This window comes from Secundilactobacillus similis DSM 23365 = JCM 2765 (genome assembly GCF_001311075.1).
GTDB lineage: Bacteria > Bacillota > Bacilli > Lactobacillales > Lactobacillaceae > Secundilactobacillus > Secundilactobacillus similis.
In genome coordinates, this window is sequence record NZ_BBAD01000071.1 from 1 (window position 1) to 17,632 (window position 17,632).

The 17,632-nt window shown below is 47.8% G+C and carries 8 protein-coding genes and 6 pseudogenes; 2 read left to right on the forward strand and 12 right to left on the reverse strand.

The window, feature by feature from the left end:
• Positions 1–472: 472 nt before the first annotated feature.
• Complete coding sequence (gene tyrS, locus JCM2765_RS12980; RefSeq protein WP_054737104.1) at positions 473–1,729, reverse strand: tyrosine--tRNA ligase; 1,257 nt, start codon at positions 1,727–1,729, stop codon at positions 473–475.
• A 382-nt stretch (positions 1,730–2,111) separates the two neighbouring features.
• Between tyrS and JCM2765_RS12985 the strand changes: the two genes are divergently transcribed.
• Complete coding sequence (locus tag JCM2765_RS12985; protein ID WP_162231419.1) at positions 2,112–2,846, forward strand: YdcF family protein; 735 nt, start codon at positions 2,112–2,114, stop codon at positions 2,844–2,846.
• A 151-nt stretch (positions 2,847–2,997) separates the two neighbouring features.
• Positions 2,998–3,896 (forward strand): annotated as a pseudogene (gnd, locus tag JCM2765_RS12990) (phosphogluconate dehydrogenase (NAD(+)-dependent, decarboxylating)).
• Positions 3,897–4,788: 892 nt separating this feature from the next.
• Here the strand turns inward: gnd and JCM2765_RS12995 are convergent.
• From JCM2765_RS12995 to JCM2765_RS13045, 11 genes and pseudogenes are all read right to left on the reverse strand, one after another.
• Positions 4,789–5,556: a DUF1129 family protein gene (locus JCM2765_RS12995; RefSeq protein ID WP_054737106.1), complete on the reverse strand. Its 768-nt coding sequence runs from the start codon at positions 5,554–5,556 to the stop codon at positions 4,789–4,791.
• Between the two features lie 431 nt (positions 5,557–5,987).
• A pseudogene (gene ychF, locus JCM2765_RS13000) lies at positions 5,988–7,087 on the reverse strand (redox-regulated ATPase YchF).
• A gap of 24 nt (positions 7,088–7,111) precedes the next feature.
• Positions 7,112–7,303: a DUF951 domain-containing protein gene (locus JCM2765_RS13005; protein WP_054737107.1), complete on the reverse strand. Its 192-nt coding sequence runs from the start codon at positions 7,301–7,303 to the stop codon at positions 7,112–7,114.
• 14 nt (positions 7,304–7,317) lie between these two features.
• Entirely contained in the window at positions 7,318–8,199 is an 882-nt protein-coding gene (locus JCM2765_RS13010) for a ParB/RepB/Spo0J family partition protein (RefSeq protein ID WP_054737108.1), read from the reverse strand.
• A pseudogene (locus JCM2765_RS13015) lies at positions 8,180–8,955 on the reverse strand (ParA family protein). The gene JCM2765_RS13010 and the pseudogene JCM2765_RS13015 overlap by 20 nt, the downstream one beginning before the upstream one ends.
• A gap of 14 nt (positions 8,956–8,969) precedes the next feature.
• A complete protein-coding gene (gene noc / locus JCM2765_RS13020) occupies positions 8,970–9,806 on the reverse strand; it encodes a nucleoid occlusion protein (protein ID WP_054737109.1) in 837 nt (278 codons plus the stop codon).
• 45 nt (positions 9,807–9,851) lie between these two features.
• Positions 9,852–10,583, reverse strand: coding sequence for a 16S rRNA (guanine(527)-N(7))-methyltransferase RsmG (gene rsmG / locus JCM2765_RS13025; RefSeq protein ID WP_054737110.1), 732 nt, complete (start codon positions 10,581–10,583; stop codon positions 9,852–9,854).
• Positions 10,584–11,222: 639 nt separating this feature from the next.
• A pseudogene (gene rihC / locus JCM2765_RS13030) lies at positions 11,223–12,133 on the reverse strand (ribonucleoside hydrolase RihC).
• Positions 12,134–12,200: 67 nt separating this feature from the next.
• Positions 12,201–13,426, reverse strand: a pseudogene (locus JCM2765_RS13035) (NCS2 family permease).
• A gap of 640 nt (positions 13,427–14,066) precedes the next feature.
• Positions 14,067–15,321 (reverse strand): annotated as a pseudogene (locus tag JCM2765_RS13040) (NupC/NupG family nucleoside CNT transporter).
• A gap of 38 nt (positions 15,322–15,359) precedes the next feature.
• Entirely contained in the window at positions 15,360–16,163 is an 804-nt protein-coding gene (locus tag JCM2765_RS13045; RefSeq protein ID WP_054737111.1) for an alkaline phosphatase family protein, read from the reverse strand.
• Positions 16,164–17,632 lie beyond the last annotated feature (1,469 nt).

The window sequence follows — 17,632 nt, forward strand, 5'->3', positions numbered from 1 at the left end:
GAAGTGATATGCCCTGCACATTTGTGAAACAAAACTTTGTTCAGTTTTCAAAGGTCTACCAAGCTAATTCTTTTTGAATCAGCTCTTAAATTGTATCTAATTTCGTTTAAGTTGTCAACCAGAACTTTTTGAAATCAATATTTCAAGCAAGCTCGTTATCGGCTGAAGCAACTTTACTAATATATCATCTTAAGCAATTGATGTCAACCTCTGAATATTTAAATTCTTAATTGGTCCACATCGCCTTTGCTGCTCGCGACAACAGAAATAACTATACCAAGATTAACGACTAAGGTCAACACTTTTTCACATTTTTTTCGTGATTCGTTTTTAGCTTGAGATAATCGCTAACTTTTCACCAGCATTTACCAGCCATTCATCTTTACACTCACCACTTTCATGCAATCAAAAAAGCAGCCTTGCCACCTCCATGAGGTTGCAAAGACTGCTTCGTACTTCTATATAGTAGTGATTACTTCACCCGTGCCAAGAAGTAACGCTTCTTCCCACGACGAACGATCACGAATTTACCATCAAAGTGGTTGCTTGGATCGATTTCGGCTTCAACATCCGTCACCTTTTCACCGTTGATTCGGATGGCACCGTTGTTGACGTCTTCACGCGCCTGACGACGTGATGGTTCGATTGACGTTACGTCAACCAACCATTCGACGATATTACGCTTCTCCGCTGTAATATCCACTGAAGGCATGTTCTTAAAGCCTTGTTCGATTTCGCTAACGGATAATTCTGCAACGTCACCTGAGAACAGGGCCTTAGAAATATTTTCGGCTTCGGTAACGGCTTCGTCACCATGAACGAACGCTGTGACTTCTTGAGCTAAGCGACGTTGGGCTTCCCGCTTTTCTGGGTGCGTTTCAACTTGCTTCGCTAAGTCGTTGATCTCATCTTCCGTTAAGAAGGTAAAGTACTTCAGGTATTTGACAACATCGCGGTCATCTTGGTTCAACCAAAATTGGTAGAACTCGTATGGCGTCGTCTTTTCAGCATCTAGCCAAACTGCACCACCAGCGGTCTTCCCAAACTTCGTGCCATCCGCCTTCAGCATCAATGGAATGGTCAAACCGTAAGCCTTCGCCTCGTTACCTTCGATTTTGTGGATCAAATCGATACCAGCTGTGATATTGCCCCATTGGTCAGCACCACCAACTTGTAATTGAACGTCTTCTTTTTGGAACAGGTGCAAGAAGTCAACGGATTGCAAGATTTGGTACGTAAATTCAGTGAAGGAAATGCCGACTTCCAAACGTGAGGCAACGACTTCCTTGGCTAACATGTTGTTCACGTTAAAGAGCTTCCCGTAATCACGTAAGAAGTCTAATAGGGAGATTTTTGACAACCAGTCATAGTTGTTCACGATCTTAAAACTACCATCTTGGCCAAATAAGCGTTCCATTTGAGCTGTAATAGCGGCTTCGTTATGGTGAACTTGTTCCATTGATTGCAGTACCCGTTCTGACTTCTTACCACTTGGATCACCAATCGAACCAGTCCCACCACCAATAATGATGTATGGGCGGTGACCAGCTAACTGGAACCGTTTCAAGATCATAAAGGGAATTAAGTGACCAATATGCATTGAATCACCGGTTGGGTCGATACCGACATACAAGCCAACAGCCTTTTCCTTGACGAGTTCAGTCAGTCCTGCTTCGTCAGTTTGTTGATTAATGGCGCCCCGCCATTTAAGTTCATCTAAAATTGTCACGATGTAACCTCCTTATATAGTAAAAAAGTCCCGACTAGGTTAGACCTAATCGGGACGAAATAAATTCCGCGTTACCACCCAAGTTATCCGCTACTATTCAGCGAATCGCTCGACATTGATATCGGAATGACCCGTCGAAAAGTTCGAAACGCTCCACACCGTAATTCGAATCAAGGACGTCTGGCTCGCAGCTTCCGCCAGATTTCTTCATCGTTGCCTCTACTTCTACTAAAATACTTCCTTGCTGTGCTTAATGATACAAATGAATCCGGCAAAAGTCAATACAAGGTATAATAGAAGAAAACAACTTCGAGGCGTTCAGATGCCACTTCTTATTTGCGTTATTTTAAATGTACTCACTGCTTACGGGTGCCGACCATTAGTGCGGCAATCACCCCAACAAGTCTTTTGGCAACCACTTACCTTATTACTACTAGGGTTAGATGCCTTCTTCGCTGCACCACTCTTACTATTTCCCCATCAATTCATCGCTTGGCTAGTCGCGCTAACAAGCGGTCTCTTTCTATTAGGTATCGCCAGCTACGCATTGATTACCCGTTGGCTCGTACTGCGTCAGCCGATACCATCACGAGCGGACTACCTGGTTGTCTTAGGCGCACAGGTCACACCAACTGGACCCTCGCCAGTGCTGACACGCCGTTTAAATACCGCCTTTGACTACTATCACCAACAACCATTTCCACCAAAATTAATTCTCAGCGGTGGTCAGGGAACCGGTGAACCTACATCAGAAGCGACCGCAATGGCAGCCGTTGCCTTGGCGCATCACATGCCACAAGAACAGTTGCTATTAGAAGATCAGTCAACCTCGACGCAGGAAAACTTCAGTCGCAGCGCCCAACTGATCAAAACTGCCTGGCGAGGGCCACACACCCCCACCGTGGTCGTTGCCACAAGTGACTACCACCTCCTCCGCAGCCGTTACTGGGCCTACCGTACAGACTTACAAGTAACGGTCATCGGGGCACCCACAACCATCACGTCCCTCTTCCATGCCATGACGCGAGAATTATTAGCGTTGACTTGGCAACTTAAATTTTTTTGTTTTGGTATTTGGTCTAGCACACTTCTAATCACGTGGTTCTTGATAGGTTAGGCTTTGGTACCGGTTTCATTCACAAAGTCATTTACACAAATGTAAATGGATATGTAAATAATTTACATTTGGGCTTGCGAATCCCAGCAATATCGAATATAATAAGTTCGTTGATAACCGACAGACAAAAACGAAACGAGGAGTTTTTCTAATGAAATTAGGTTTAATCGGATTAGGAAAAATGGGTATTAACTTAGCCCAAAACATGATTCGTAACAACAATGAAGTCGTTGGCTTCGATTTGGATACGAAGTTAGTTGACGAAGCAGCTACTTACGGTGCTGCTAAAGCTACTAGCCTTGAAGACATGGTTAGCCAATTACCATCACCAAAGATCGTTTGGGTAATGGTTCCAGCCGGCAAGCCAACTGATGCTACTATCGATCAATTAGCAGAATTGCTTAACGAAAACGATATCTTGATCGACGGTGGGAACACTTTCTGGAAAGACTCCCTTCGTCACAACCGTCTCTTAGGCGAAAAGGGTATCCACTACTTTGACTGCGGTTCTTCAGGCGGTTGGCGTGGTGCCTTGAACGGTGGTAACTTCATGATCGGTGGCGATGACGCCGCTTCATTCGAAACGATCCGTCCATTATTTGATGGTATCTCATTACCAGACGGTTACCTTTACACTGGTAAGGCCGGTTCAGGTCACTACTTGAAGATGGTCCACAACGGTATCGAATACGGGATGATGGCTGCATGGGTGAAGGTTTTGAAGTACTTGATGCTTCTGACTTTGACTATGACTACGAAGCCGTTGCTAAGGTTTGGAACCACGGTTCAGTTATCCGTAGCTGGCTGATGGAATTGATCCAAGACGCCTTCAGCAAAGACGCTCACTTGGATGCCATCAAGGGTCGTATGCACTCTAACGGTGAAGGCCAATGGACTGTTGAAGACGCCATGGCTCATGGTGTTCCAACCCCAGTTATCGCTGACGCTGTTATGACGCGTTTCCGTTCATTACAAGACGATACCTTTAACGGTAAAGTTGTTTCTGCCCTCCGGAACGAATTCGGTGGCCACGCAATGGACAAAAACTAAATTTAACTTTAACTTTTCTGAAGCATCGAAGCCGTTTGGTTTCGATGCTTTTTCATTTACGCTTGTGTCCAGCGTAAGCATGTTTAGTTTGTGAAATTCAGTGATTCTGGTCTTCTATGGTGGAAGGATGCCGCGGGAGGCTCCGGCGCTATGCGGAGCTGGAACGCAGTGGCTCGCTCCGGAGCTAGGAATGGAAGAAGACCACTTCCATGCCGGATCTCCTCCGTCTCGCGTATGACATAAGGCACTCGCACCCCGAAACCCGCGGGGCACGACTGCCTAAGTCATACCGACACTGCTGAGCTCCGCGCGCCTCCGCCTCCCGCTACATGGTGCGCTGTCGGCAAACAGAACTGCTGACTGTCACATTCTGAAGCTGACGAAATTGCGTGATAGCAACGTTGGACAATAATTCGACAACTGCAGAAACGATTGTCGTCAATGTCCAGTAACCGCAATGAACCAACGTTGCGTGATGCTGAACTTCACCAGTTGATGCTGATTCGATGAGATAATATTGCCGTTCAACGCGTTTTGAGATGTTCTGCGATAGTGCCGAATTGTGCAATATGAGATTTCGGTCAGCGACTAGGTGGAAGCTGTGTCGCGATAATTGGTGGTTGTTGACGAACTTCCAACAACCGCCAATTATCGGGGACGAATTCAAGACTCGCACAGGTTTTGGCGAGGCTTGAATTCGAGGACTGAGACCGCTCTTCGGCTCAGGCCGGCCCCACAGCAGGAACCTAGCCGCTGACCGGAATCGACAGTTCACGCAAATCAAACTTCACAAACTAAACAGAAGAATGCTTACGCTGGACACAAACGACAGCAAAAAAAAGCAGGATACCGTCCATAGACGATACCCCGCTTTCAGTATTTACAATTCTAATTACCGACGTCGGCGCGAGCTGCCAGAGCTGAAGAAGCCCTGTTGCAAGTCCCATCTGCGACGAACGTAGAATGAACCTAACCCGGCTAAGGCCCCGAGGATCAGTTGTGGCCATGCGGTCAGAACTGGGTTCAAGTAGAATGGCAGGTAAGCCATTGCGTAGAACAACAGTAACCAAGCGATAACGAAGACGATCACCATTGGGATTCGTGCCCAAAGTGAGTACTTGTGATCCCGCTTTGGATCAAACAACCGTGGTACCAGCGGCAACGCTAACCCGGCAATAACAGCTGAGAAGATAATTGAAATGATTCCAACTGGTTGACTGGTCTTTTGCGTGCTTGGTGATAATAGATACATAATCCCAAACATGATACTAAAGATGGCGAAGAAGGTTAAGCCATTGTACAACGCACTTGGCCAATATGGATCATCCGCCCCTTCAGGCCGCTTTGGCCCTTCAACGAGTTCCTTGACCCGGACGTTAACGTCCCCACCGTAGAGGTTCTTCGCCGTTTTACCGGTCTTTTGACCTTCCTTCAGTGCTTCAATCGTTTCAGTGATAATTTCAGACTTCTTGTCAACAGGCAACTTAGTCCCCTGCAAAGCCTGGTTGAACCGGAACATGTAGTCCGAGTTCCGTTTCGTTAAACCGATGTTATCAAATGCCGCCCGCTCGTTTTTAGCGGTGGTGTTGTGTCCCTGGCGTGCGCCCGCGTTACGGTTACGTTGCTGGGCATTCGCGTTGCGTTTTTCGTTGTCGCTCAAGTTGTGATCCTCCCCTGATTAGTTACTGTGCTGAAGGTTGGCGCCTGGTTGGCGGGTGTGGGTCCTTCAGGTGGTGCTGTTTTGGTGTTGGTGGTTGTTAATTGTGCGTAGTAGTAGGAACTAAGGTGGTTGCTGTGGGGTCACCAAGTGTTGGTGGTACAGCAACCATCCCTGTTATGTCGTTGTCTCTTTTGAGAGGTACTGGCGACGCTCTCTCCTGCTACGTTTGTTTCGGCTCTGTTGGTGCTTGAATGGTCAGCTTATCAGCTTCTTTAGTGAAGCCTACCAACCAAACCATTTTCTGGCCACCGCGCCGAAACGTGTGAAAAAAGCAGGAGGTTGCATATAAGGCGGCCCGGATAAAAAGCCAAACCCGGGCTTTTCATCCGGGCCGCCTTATACTCCACCTCCTAACCGCTTTTTTTCACACTCTAAACATTAAACCTAAACTCCACAATATCCCCATCATTCATGACATAATCCTTACCTTCAACCCGCAAACGGCCTGCTTCCTTGACTGCCGTTTCCGTTTCGTACTTGTCTAAGTCGTCAAAGGCCATGACTTCGGCGCGAATGAAACCACGTTCGAAGTCTGAGTGAATGATACCGGCTGCTTGTGGGGCCTTGGTGCCTTCACGGAAGGTCCATGCTCTTGTTTCCTTACCACCAGCCGTGAAGAAGGTTTGGAGGCCTAACAGCTTGTATGAGGCACGAATCAGACGGTTCAAACCTGGTTCTTCGACGCCTTCTGCTTCCAAGAAGTCCGCCTTTTCGTCATCGTCCAATTGGGCAATTTCTTCTTCGGCTTCGGCAGCCACAGCAATCGCTTCGGCGCCTTCCTTAGCGGCGTAATCTTCAATTAACTTGAAGTATTTAGACGCTTCTGGGTCTGCCATGTCATCTTCAGCAATGTTAGCCACGTAGAGCACTGGCTTGCTGGTCAGCAAGAACAGGCCCTTGACGATTGGCTGTTCGTCTTCGTCAAACGTCATCGTCCGGACACCTTGGCCGGCTTCAAGGACTGGCTTGATCTTTTCGAGAACGGCTAATTCGGCCTTAGCTTCCTTGTCACTCCCCTTGGCAGCGCGTTGCACTTTCGCCAAACGCTTGTCAACGGCTTCCAAGTCGGCCATGCCCAATTCCAAGTTAATGGTTTCGATATCGTCGATTGGGTCGATCTTACCAGAAACGTGGGTAATGTTGTCGTCATCAAACGCCCGAACAACGTGCACAATGGCGTCCACTTGGCGAATGTTTTCCAAGAACTTGTTTCCTAAACCTTCACCCTTGCTGGCACCCTTAACGATCCCGGCAATGTCGGTAAATTCAAAGGTCGTTGGAACCACTTTCTTGGCTGGAATTAATTCTTGAATCCGGGCCAAGCGATCATCTGGGACTTCCACCATGCCGACGTTTGGTCGATCGTTGCAAATGGGTAGTTCGCCATTTCGGCGCCCGCTTTCGTGATTGCGTTAAATAAAGTTGACTTACCGACGTTTGGTAAGCCGACGATTCCTGCTGTTAATGACATCGTTTATCTCTCTTTCGTTTTGGTTTAATCTGTTTGGGTCTTTTTCTCAAGGACCTTTTTGAGCTTCTTTTCAAATTCACGCCGGCTGAGCATCACAATGTGACCACAGCCAGTGCATTTGATCTTAATATCGGCACCCATCCGTACGATTTCCCAACGGTTAACGCCGCACGGATGTTGCTTCTTCATTTCAACAATATCGCCAAGATCGTACATACGAACACCTCGTTTTAGTCTAAATGCACATCCAAGATTTCCAAAATTCGGCTCAAATCATCATCCGACAAATACTCGATTTCGATTTTCCCCTGACCAGCTTCTTTGGATTCACTAATCGAAACCTGCGTCCCAAACTTCTCCTGTAAGACGTTTTCGCCAGCCCGAAGGTAGGGTGACTTTTGCTTTGGCCGTTTCTTAGGTTGCTCTGCAGCTTGGCCGTTCATCTTGTTCACGACGCTTTCCAGCGCCCGAACCGTCATTTTGCCATCCGCTGCCCGGTTAGCCAAACTTACCATCTGACTCCGGTCTTTTAGTGACAACAACGTCCGCGCTTGCCCCATGGACAGGCGTTTCTTTTGTAACAGATCCTTCACTTGCTTTGGCAGACCTAACAGCCGCAAGTAGTTGGCGATGTATGGCCGACTCTTACCTAAGCGTGAGGAGACTTCCGCTTGCGTTAGCTTCAAGTTGCTCATCAGCATCTCGTAGGCTTCAGCTTCTTCCAACGGGGTCAAATCTTCACGTTGTAAGTTTTCCATCACGGCAATTTCCATCATTTGGGATTCGGTTACCTCCCGAATGATAGCAGGAATTGAATCATTGTCCACTAATTTGGACGCCCGGTACCGCCGTTCACCCGCTAAAATTTCGTAACGCGAGACTTCGGGATCGGGTTGACGGACGATGATTGGTTGGAATACGCCAGATTTTTTAATTGACCGCGCAAGATCTTGCAACGCATCTTCATCGAATTTTTGGCGGGGTTGGTACGGGTTAGGGCTAATTTGATCAAGCTTAAGATCAACCACCGTTTCCGCTTCTGGGTCCACGCTGTTATCCGCAAACAACGCTTCGATGCCGCGCCCTAATCCTTTATTGTTCTTGTTTGCCATGAGCAGCTGCCACTTCCTTTGCAAGTTCCGTGTAGACGATCGCACCAGTTGATTTTGCATCGTAGTCCATAATTGGCATCCCGTGACTCGGCGCTTCGGATAAACGAACGTTTCGAGGGATGATGGTTTGATAGACCTTATCTTTAAAATACTTCTGAACTTCTTCGTTAACCTGACGCCCTAAGTTAGTCCGGGCATCGTACATCGTTAAGAGCACCCCTTCAATCTTCAAATCGGGGTTGAAATGCTTGCGAACCAACTGAATGGTATTGAGCAGTTGGCTCAGCCCTTCCAACGCATAGTATTCACTTTGCACCGGAATTAGAATCGAATTGCTGGCGGTAAAGGCGTTGATCGTGAGTAACCCTAACGAAGGTGGGCAATCGATCAAAATGAAGTCGTATTGATCTTCAACCGCTTTTAACGCGCCCATTAACCGAGTTTCTCGGGCAATTTGCGCCGTTAACTCGATTTCTGCACCAGACAACTGAATCGTTGCCGGCGCAATGTCTAGCCCTGATGTTCAGTATGTAAAATCACATCAGCAATTGGGTCTTCGTTGACTAAAACGTCGTAAATATCCTTGTTGATGACGGATTTGGCGATTCCCACGCCACTGGTGGCGTTACCCTGTGCGTCAATATCAACGAGTAATACCCGACTACCAAGATTGGCTAGCCCGGCACCCAGATTGACAGCAGTGGTGGTTTTGCCCACGCCGCCCTTCTGGTTTGCAAGTGCGATAATATCTGCCATTGGTTCTCACTCCCCTATGCTTTTTTGATGATATCAATGATGATGCGGTAACTATCCGCACCGTCCTCTTCTTGGGTCTTAATATCTAACCCAGCTTCATTAACGAGTTTAACCGATTCTTTGATCGTGTTAACGGCCACTCGAGTATCCGCTGAAACGGACCGCACCGTTGATTGAGGCGACTTCTTATCAGTCTTTGCTTTCAAGCGTTGAATCAGGCGTTCCGTATCTTTAACCGTTAAATGATCCGCCTTGATTCGGGCTAAGAGCTTCGCCTGTTGCAATGGCGTTACTGCTAACAGCGCCCGACCGTGACGTTCACTGATCTCGCGGTTTAACATTGCGGTTTGCACTGGTTCACTCAACTTCAATAATCGCAATTTGTTGGCAATGAACGATTGGCTCTTGCCAACTTCTTTGGCCAATTTCGACTGCGTTAACTGATTGAGCTTCATGAGTGCTTGGTAAGCCTGCGCTTCTTCAACGGGGGATAGTTCCTCACGCTGCAAGTTTTCAATCAATGCTAGCGAGGCCGTTTCATCATCCGACATTTCTTGAATGATTGCTGAAACTTCCCGCCATTTCAGGGATTTAACCGCCCGAAAGCGCCGTTCGCCCGCAATGATTTCATACTTTTTAGGTTCATACTCCCGCAAAACGATGGGTTGTAACAGGCCGTGCTCCGCAATTGTTTGCGCCAGTTCTTCAATGCCCCGTTCGCTAAAGACTTGACGGGGTTGAAAACGGTTCGGCACAATGGCCGCAACGGGTACCATGACCACGTTTTGCTTGATTGATTCGCCATGATCTTTATTGGCTTTATCTTTATTACCAAATAATGAGAACACCATCACGTCCTCCTTTCACAACTTAGCGTCCACTTGAAACGCCATCGCTTATTCTCCACCGAGGGGTTCTTTGTTTGGCGTACCAGCTTTTCGTGGATAACGCTTAGGGGTTGGCTTGAGTTTATCGATCACCACGATGTGCCGGCCATCACCGGATTCGGGTAACGTAAAGGCTTGATCCGATACCAGCTTACCGCCAAGTAACGTTAACGCCTTTTCTGCGTTGCCCAATTCCGTTTCAGTTTGCGCCGCCTTCATGGCCACGAATTGCCCACCCACTTTAACCAAAGGTAAGCACAGTTCGCTCAACACGCTCATCCGCGCAACGGCCCGGGCTGTCACTAAATCATAGCTTTCCCGATGTTCAGAGCGCTTGCCACCGAACTCTTCAGCCCGCGCATGGTAAACAGATACCCCAGTTAAGCCCAGCGTATCGATCAACGTCTGTAAGAATGTGATTCGTTTGTTGAGTGAATCCACAATGGTGATCTCCAACTGCGGAAAGGCAATCTTCAATGGAATGGAAGGAAAGCCAGCGCCGGCCCCAACATCACACAAACGAAGCGGTTCACTAGTCAACTGTGGCACGTAAAACGCTGGCGTAAGTGAATCGTAGAAGTGTTTTAAATAAACCTCGCCACGCTCAGTGATCGTCGTCAGGTTCAGATGCTTATTCGTTTCAACCAGCAAGTCATAGTACTGGTCAAACTGATCCATCTGCGCCTGCGTCAACGTGATTCCCTGAGCGGCCAAAGCAGCTTGAAATTGTGTCTCGTTCATGAAGTTTTCTCCTATAATTTCTCTGTGAAACACGTGTTCCACGTTCTTTTCTACTTTACCTTAAATTGAAGTTAGACGCAATAGCATAACCCTTTCGTTTGTGTCCAGCGACAGTGTGCGGAGCGAGACGGGTTGAGAGCGGTGTGTAGGGGCACTTCGGTGAAAGCGCCCGGGCCTGGCGGTTTTATCGAAGTGCCCCTACATGCAGCTCTCAGTCTCGCGCAGCACCATTCGGCGTGGTGGACAGAAAGCGCGTGGTTGACAAGTTCCCAAAACTTCAGGAACCCTAGAAATGACAGTTTAAGTGACGCCGAATTTGTAGTCTGAGAGCGCTGATTTTTATGCGGCTTTGGCGAGCGAAGCGATGACAAACAGCCTTCACCCAAATTGCACCCAACACTTACGCTAGACACAAACGTAAGCCATTCAACAAAACAACGCACCCAGACGACAAAATTCGGCGTCACTGAAGCTGGTCTTTTCAGGGTTCCTGAAGCAATAGAAATTTATCAGCACAGCACTTTCTGGCCACCACGCCGAATGGCGCTGCGCACTACAAAAAACCACTCAGCCCCTTACAACTGAGTGGTTCATTAATTCATATCGTTTAACTAACTATTTAAGCGTTAACGTTAATGTTTACTTGATCGCAGTAACTTCTTCCAAGAACCACTTGTTGAAGGCTGCTGAATCAATATCGACACAGACATCGGCGTTGGTCTTGCCGTCGTGGTAAGCACCACGGATATCGCCGACTGTTTCGCCAATGGCTGGGCCATCGGTTTGAACGTCGATCCACATTGCCTTGGTGGTAATGGCTTCTGGGTGCAACAGGTAGAAGATCGTGTTCACATCGTGCATCGCGATGCCGGCATCCGAGTTGTCACCATCGTTAATGATGATGTCATGGAGCATCTTACCAGTTTCGTTCAACGTTGGCAGCTTTTCGATACTATCATGGGTCAATAAGGCTTCATGGTAATATCCAGGCCAACCATCACGATTGGCACCCCTGCGTTGTAAACGATTTGAGCGGCGTGTGGGTCGGTGAAGACGTTAAATTCGGCTGCGGAAGTCATGTTCCCCATGCCCAGTGAGCCACCCATAGCAACGATGCGTTCAATGTTGTCCTTTACTTCTGGATATTCAGAGAACAGCAGTGCGATGTTGGTGTAAGAACCAGTTGGCACCAAGGTGATCTTTTCGTCACTCGCTAAAATCGCATCGCGCAGTGCTTCAACCGCTGACTTGTTGATTGGTTTTGGCAAGTCAGTTGGGAAGTCATAACCCGGCATCCCGGATTCACCATGGATCCGAGCTGCATCTTCAAAATGCTTGATCAGTGGTAACTTCGCCCCACTGGCAACTGGAATGTCGGCGTTAAAGAACCGAACCAGCTTCAGTGCGTTGATCGTGGTTTTGTCGACAGTCACGTTCCCCGCCACCGTCGTAATCAGTTGTAAGTCAATCTCAGGATCGTTGATGGCCATGGTAATAGCGGCTGCGTCGTCGATACCTGGGTCAGTGTCCATAATTACTTTAATTGTCATTGAAAATCCCTCCGTTAGTTAATTGTTGCCAATTGCATTTAGATTGGAAATTTCTCAACAAGGTATTTTAAATAATCGTACTCAATACCAAGTCAATTAAGAACAAACCACCCAGCAGGTACATGGCTGGGCTGACACGTTCGCTTTCGCCTGCGACCAGCCGTAAAACGGGGTAACAAACGAACCCGAAAGCTAATCCCGTGGAGATACTGTTGGTGAGCGGGATCAACACAATGATTAAAAATGCTGGGAACCACGCGGCAAAATCGGTCATATCGATGTTGCCGATGCTTTCCATCATGATGCGCCGGTGATGATAATGACCGGTGCGATGGCCGCTTGTGGCACGTAGGCCAATAGCGGTACGAAGAACAGTGATAGACTGAACAGCACCCCTGCCGTAATGGCGGTGACGCCGGTCCGTCCGCCGGATTCGATACCCGACGCGCTTTCAGCAGCGGCCACGGTTGGGCTGGTCCCAAGGAACCCTGAGAACAGCGCGGTAACCGCACTGGCCTTAAAGGCGCCTTTGAACTGCCGTCGATCCGGTAGCACACCCTGCAGTAGTCCCATCGATTCAAAGACCAGAATCATCGTCATCGAAAACGCGGCGAGGATGAATGGCACTGAGAGGATATCCTGAAAACTCGCATGGGCCAGCAATTGATGATAATCACCTAGCCGCGACAAGCTCACGGAAACGCTCTGTGAATCTCGAATGCCCAATAGCACCCCAATGACACTCGTCACCACGATACCAATCAGGAACCCGCCGGTCACGTGACGTAGATACAGTCCCACGCTTAGCAATAAGCCAAACAGGGCCAGTAAGGTTGCCGGTGACGCTAGGTTTCCGAGTTCAATCAGCGCGGATTTACCACGGACGATCAAACCCGCTTTCTCCAAGCCGATTTCAACTAAGAATAACCCAATCCCAGCGGTGATCCCATTTTTCAACGATCCCGGAATCGCCCGGGCAAACACGTTACTTAAGTGGGTGAAGGCGACGATCATGTAAATGATGCTGGCGACAATTGAAATCGCCAACGCCGTCTGCCAACTCAGCCCCATCGTTGAACAAATCGTGTAGGTGAAGAAGGCGTTAACCCCCATCCCCGGCGTCAGCACGATCGGCGCGTTGGCGAAGAAGCCCATAATTAGGCAGCCCACCACCGAACTAAAGATCGTTGCAAATACGCTCAGGTCCGTTGGAATCCCAGCGTCCTTTAAGATCACCGGGTTCACGATGATGATATATGAAATCGCAAAGAAGCTAGTGAGCCCCGCGATCATTTCGCGCTTTAACAGCGACTTGTCTTGCCAAACCTGTTTCAATGACAGGAGTGGTGTTGTTTCCTTTTGATGCAGTTGTTCCATGTAATACTTCCCTATCCTTTTGTCTTACGACACAGACTGATCGGGCATTGCAACTTTCCGGTCTCATCCGGGAAGCTGGGTTTCAGCGGGGGAGGTTGATTGGTGGTACAACATATTGATGAGTCCTACTTCAAGGCCGCGTCGTTAACTGCGCCATCACGCCTAAACGTGTTCCGAGAGGCAGAGACTTGCATCTAAGGTACTTCCAGCATAAGCCCAAACCGGGGATTATGCTGTTTACTGCTTCGAAGCTTACTTGCCACTGCGCTTTTCGGCTACCGTGACTAAACGTGTTCCGAGAGGCAGAGACTTGCACCTAAGGTCCTTCCACCACAATCCCCAAAAACCGGGGATCCTGGCGGAAGACCTTAGGCTCCAGTCTCTAACCGCCTCTCTCCACACTCTCCCGTTTCGACACCCACCACTTAATCTCTTCTTGGCCGTTTATGCCTTTGAAGACAAAAACAGCCCTAACCGAAAGAAGCTATCCTCGATTTGGGCTGTTCGTGGCATTAATTCTTGTTACCTTATTTAATTCGTTTGCCAGTGTGGCTGTTTACCAAACAAACAGACCAACGATCCCGGCAGACATGAGTGATACTAAGATCCCACTTAACAGCATGTAGCCAACGTTCTTTGAGATCAACTCGTTAGACTTCTTATCGGCCAAGCCCTTGAAGGCCCCGATAATCATCCCGGTCGTACTGAAGTTAGCAAATGACGTTAAGAAGACCGTCAGGATTGCTTGGTAGTGCGCACCGTATTTGGCAACATCGTGAATTGTTGGGGCAATCTTACCCATAACAACGAATTCGTTGGTGACCAACTTGGTACCCATATATTGCGCAAATTGGAAGGCGTGGCTGACATCGAGCCCCATCAACCAAGCAAATGGGAACATGATGATCCCTAAGATGTGTTCAAGTGACAACCATGGGTTAATTAAGCCCAAGAGTTGGTCGATCAAGGCAGCTAAGGCCACGAAGGCGATAACGTTGGCAGCGATGATCAAGATCAACCGGCCGGCACCTAAGATTGAATCACCCAAGAATGAGAAGAATGGTTCTTTAGAACCATCTTCTTCAACATCGCTTTGTTCAGCAGCAGAAGACCCACCAACTTTGGCGATAATGTCTTCTTCTGGTTCGATGGTAACTGGGTTCAAAATGTTAGTAATAATAATGGCATTTAAAATGTTCAATGGAATTGCGGTCAAAACGTAGTTCCCAGGAACCATTTGGGTATATGCCCCAATGATTGACGCCGTGATACATGACATTGACATCATGGCCAACGTCAAGTTCCGTTCAGCACGCATGGTTTGGATCTGCAAACGTGAAACGGCTAAGGCTTCCGTGTTCCCAAGGAACATCATTTCAACTGAGAAGAATGATTCGAACTTTGGTTGGCCAGTGATCTTAGACAACCCACGGCCGATCCACTTGATGATCCATGCAAAACGCCAATGTAAGTTAAAATATCAAACATTGGTACAACCAACAGAATTGGTAGTAAGGAACTCGTCACGAAGTTCATTGACTTCGCAGTCCCACCAAAGTTTGGGGTAACCCAGTTTGGTAGGCAAATACGATCCCTTGGTAAGCCACTTGGACTAACCAGTTGAAGCCATCAGCTGCGGCTTGAACCGCTTCACGACCCCAAGAGAAACTGGTCAGAACCCAAGCAATAACTAAGTTAAGCACTAAAACAATTGCGGTTGACTTCCAGTTGATTGCTTTCTTTTTCTTGGAGAATAAGAACGCGATCCCTAAGTAAACCAAAACCCCAATAATGTTGACGATCAGATACATCGACATTAAACTAAACCCTCTTTCTAGTATTTGGCGAGTCAATCACCCGTCGTTAAGCCTAGTTCGCTTAAAAACGCGTGGCCAGCTTGCGACTGTACACCGAGAAAGTTTTTTTCAACCGTTGCGGCAACGTCGGCCAAAGTACGCCGAATGCCAAGTGCGATGCCCGTTGGTCGTTTGCGTGAAAATGAAAATAATGGCACGTACTCACGCGTCAAACGACCAGTCTCCGGATCAATTGCCTGCGTTGCCGTTACAATCAGTAACGTGTCCGCTGGCAATTGTTGACTAAGCGTCCCTAAGCGCGCATCAATGGTCATCAACCAGTTGGCGTAGGCTTCCGACTGCTGCGCTGCAGCTAACCGAAGACCGTCGACTAATCGAATCACCGTTAATCCTTGCTGGTGGGTGGTTGCTTGTGCCAAAGCCGCTTCGTCATCAGCAATCTGCTGAATCGGTTGCGCCATTCCCGCAATTGCGGTGGCACTCACAACGTTAACCGCTATACCTGCGTGCATCAGGCGGTCAAATACCGCTGTTGCATCGCCCTGCCAAAGTTCTGCCCACCCGGTCGTCGCGGTCCAATCAGCGGTGCTGACGTGAACGCGGCCATAAAACCCGGTCGGCTCAGCAACAGTTGGGACCCCAGGAACGGGATTCGCATCCCGAAGGTTTCCAAGTCCCCACTGCGCCAGTGTTGGCAAGTTAAAGTTCGTCAATTGCATCGCGGCATGCTTAAGCGTATCCGTCCCAACCGAATCATAGCGATTCGCTTCGGGTGCTTCGCCAATGCCAAGCGCCCCTAAGTCAACGACCACAACGTGTTGAAAAAAACTGTCCATGCAATGTTGCTCCTACCCACTCATTTTTGAGCCCCTAAACTCACGAGGAAAGCTCGCACTAATTCTACATTGTTTCCTAGCCCGTCACAACCAACTTTGCTCGGTAAAATTTCGGTTAACCGCTTTAAACTTGTCGTAATCAAGTCTAGTTTGTGAAACAATCTGATGCTAGTTGCCTTCTAACAAGGTTTCCATAACGGAAAAAAGGATCCACCAATTGTTTCGCCAATCAGTAAATCCTTTTACAAATCCAAAGAAATGCCCATATTTCTTCGGAGTGCCCCTGCCAAGGAAGTCCATTATAGCATATATCAAATTAGTTTAAATGGGTGATTACAATCGTCGACCAAACTCAGCCGACTAAAAAGACTCAAAGCTAAATGATATGGCACATTCAACCTTGAGCCCTATGATGCTTTGGAAGAGACGTGGTTACAAAACCAATTTACCCGCTTCGTAAACATTAAATTAATTATCTATCGCCTCATATACTTATTTCTAGCCAACTGCCGCAATTATCTTCATTCATCTAAATGTCATTTCAATTGCCGTTAAGCCAGATGGTAAACACTGCGGAACTTATCTGAATCTCATTACGCCGGTTCCTTATACTCCAAAGATTGTTCAACAATCATCGCATAAGCTCAACCTCGGTAACATTCGAACCCTTTATAACCCCTAAGTGATATCGCTACATCTAAGATATTCGCACGTTTTATGCAGAAACGCTAAGCATGTGTCGCTATTCAATTAGTGGTGTTACTCAAGCCTTAGGTGGCTAGCGTTCGTTAGAAATTCATTAATTCTGTGAACTGTCAAAACTCAAACATTGGGATCAAACTAGTTGTCTCGTTTGTTACCAATTCAGCCACTTCGATCTACAAAACGGGATCAAATCAACTTCATAATCGGTGTAACTCTACAAATGGAAACGTCCTGGTTTGTTAACCCTTATCTCTTCCACGGTTATATAGTAACACGGATTGTAACCGGTTACAACAGATTTGATTGAACTTTTTGTTAAAATTTGAGCAATTGGTTTTTGTAACCAACTAACCAGCCTTAAGCGTTGATACATCAGCATTCCTAACCTATCCCGGCTTAGACTTAGCCCACCAAAAAAGCGTCCGGCATTCAGGTGTCAGGCGCTTATATGGTGTGGGCTTGAGTGACGACCGGTTGTCTGTTTGGAGGAAGGCTCGGTTCACTTATTAACTGCGCAATTCCGGCAGATAATCGTTTCACACCGGCTTTGTTCTAGCACATACTGGTTGCTAATCAAGAAATTAGCTTGCTGTCGTTTGTGTCCAGCGTAAGCATGTTTAGTTTGTGAAATTCAGTGATTCTGGTTTTGGATAGTGGAAGGATGCCGCGGGAGGCTCCGACGCTATGCGGGGACTGGAACGCAGTGGCCAGCCTACGAGCTAGGAATGGGCAAAAAACGCCCATGCCGGATCTCTCCGGACTGG

Coding starts and splice junctions, on each gene's coding strand:
- JCM2765_RS13005 (WP_054737107.1), bottom strand. CDS start 7,303: ATGTACGATCTTGGCGATATTGTTGAAATGAAGAAGCAACATCCGTGC.
- JCM2765_RS13010 (WP_054737108.1), bottom strand. CDS start 8,199: ATGGCAAACAAGAACAATAAAGGATTAGGGCGCGGCATCGAAGCGTTG.
- noc (WP_054737109.1), bottom strand. CDS start 9,806: ATGGTGTTCTCATTATTTGGTAATAAAGATAAAGCCAATAAAGATCAT.
- rsmG (WP_054737110.1), bottom strand. CDS start 10,583: ATGAACGAGACACAATTTCAAGCTGCTTTGGCCGCTCAGGGAATCACG.
- JCM2765_RS13045 (WP_054737111.1), bottom strand. CDS start 16,163: ATGGACAGTTTTTTTCAACACGTTGTGGTCGTTGACTTAGGGGCGCTT.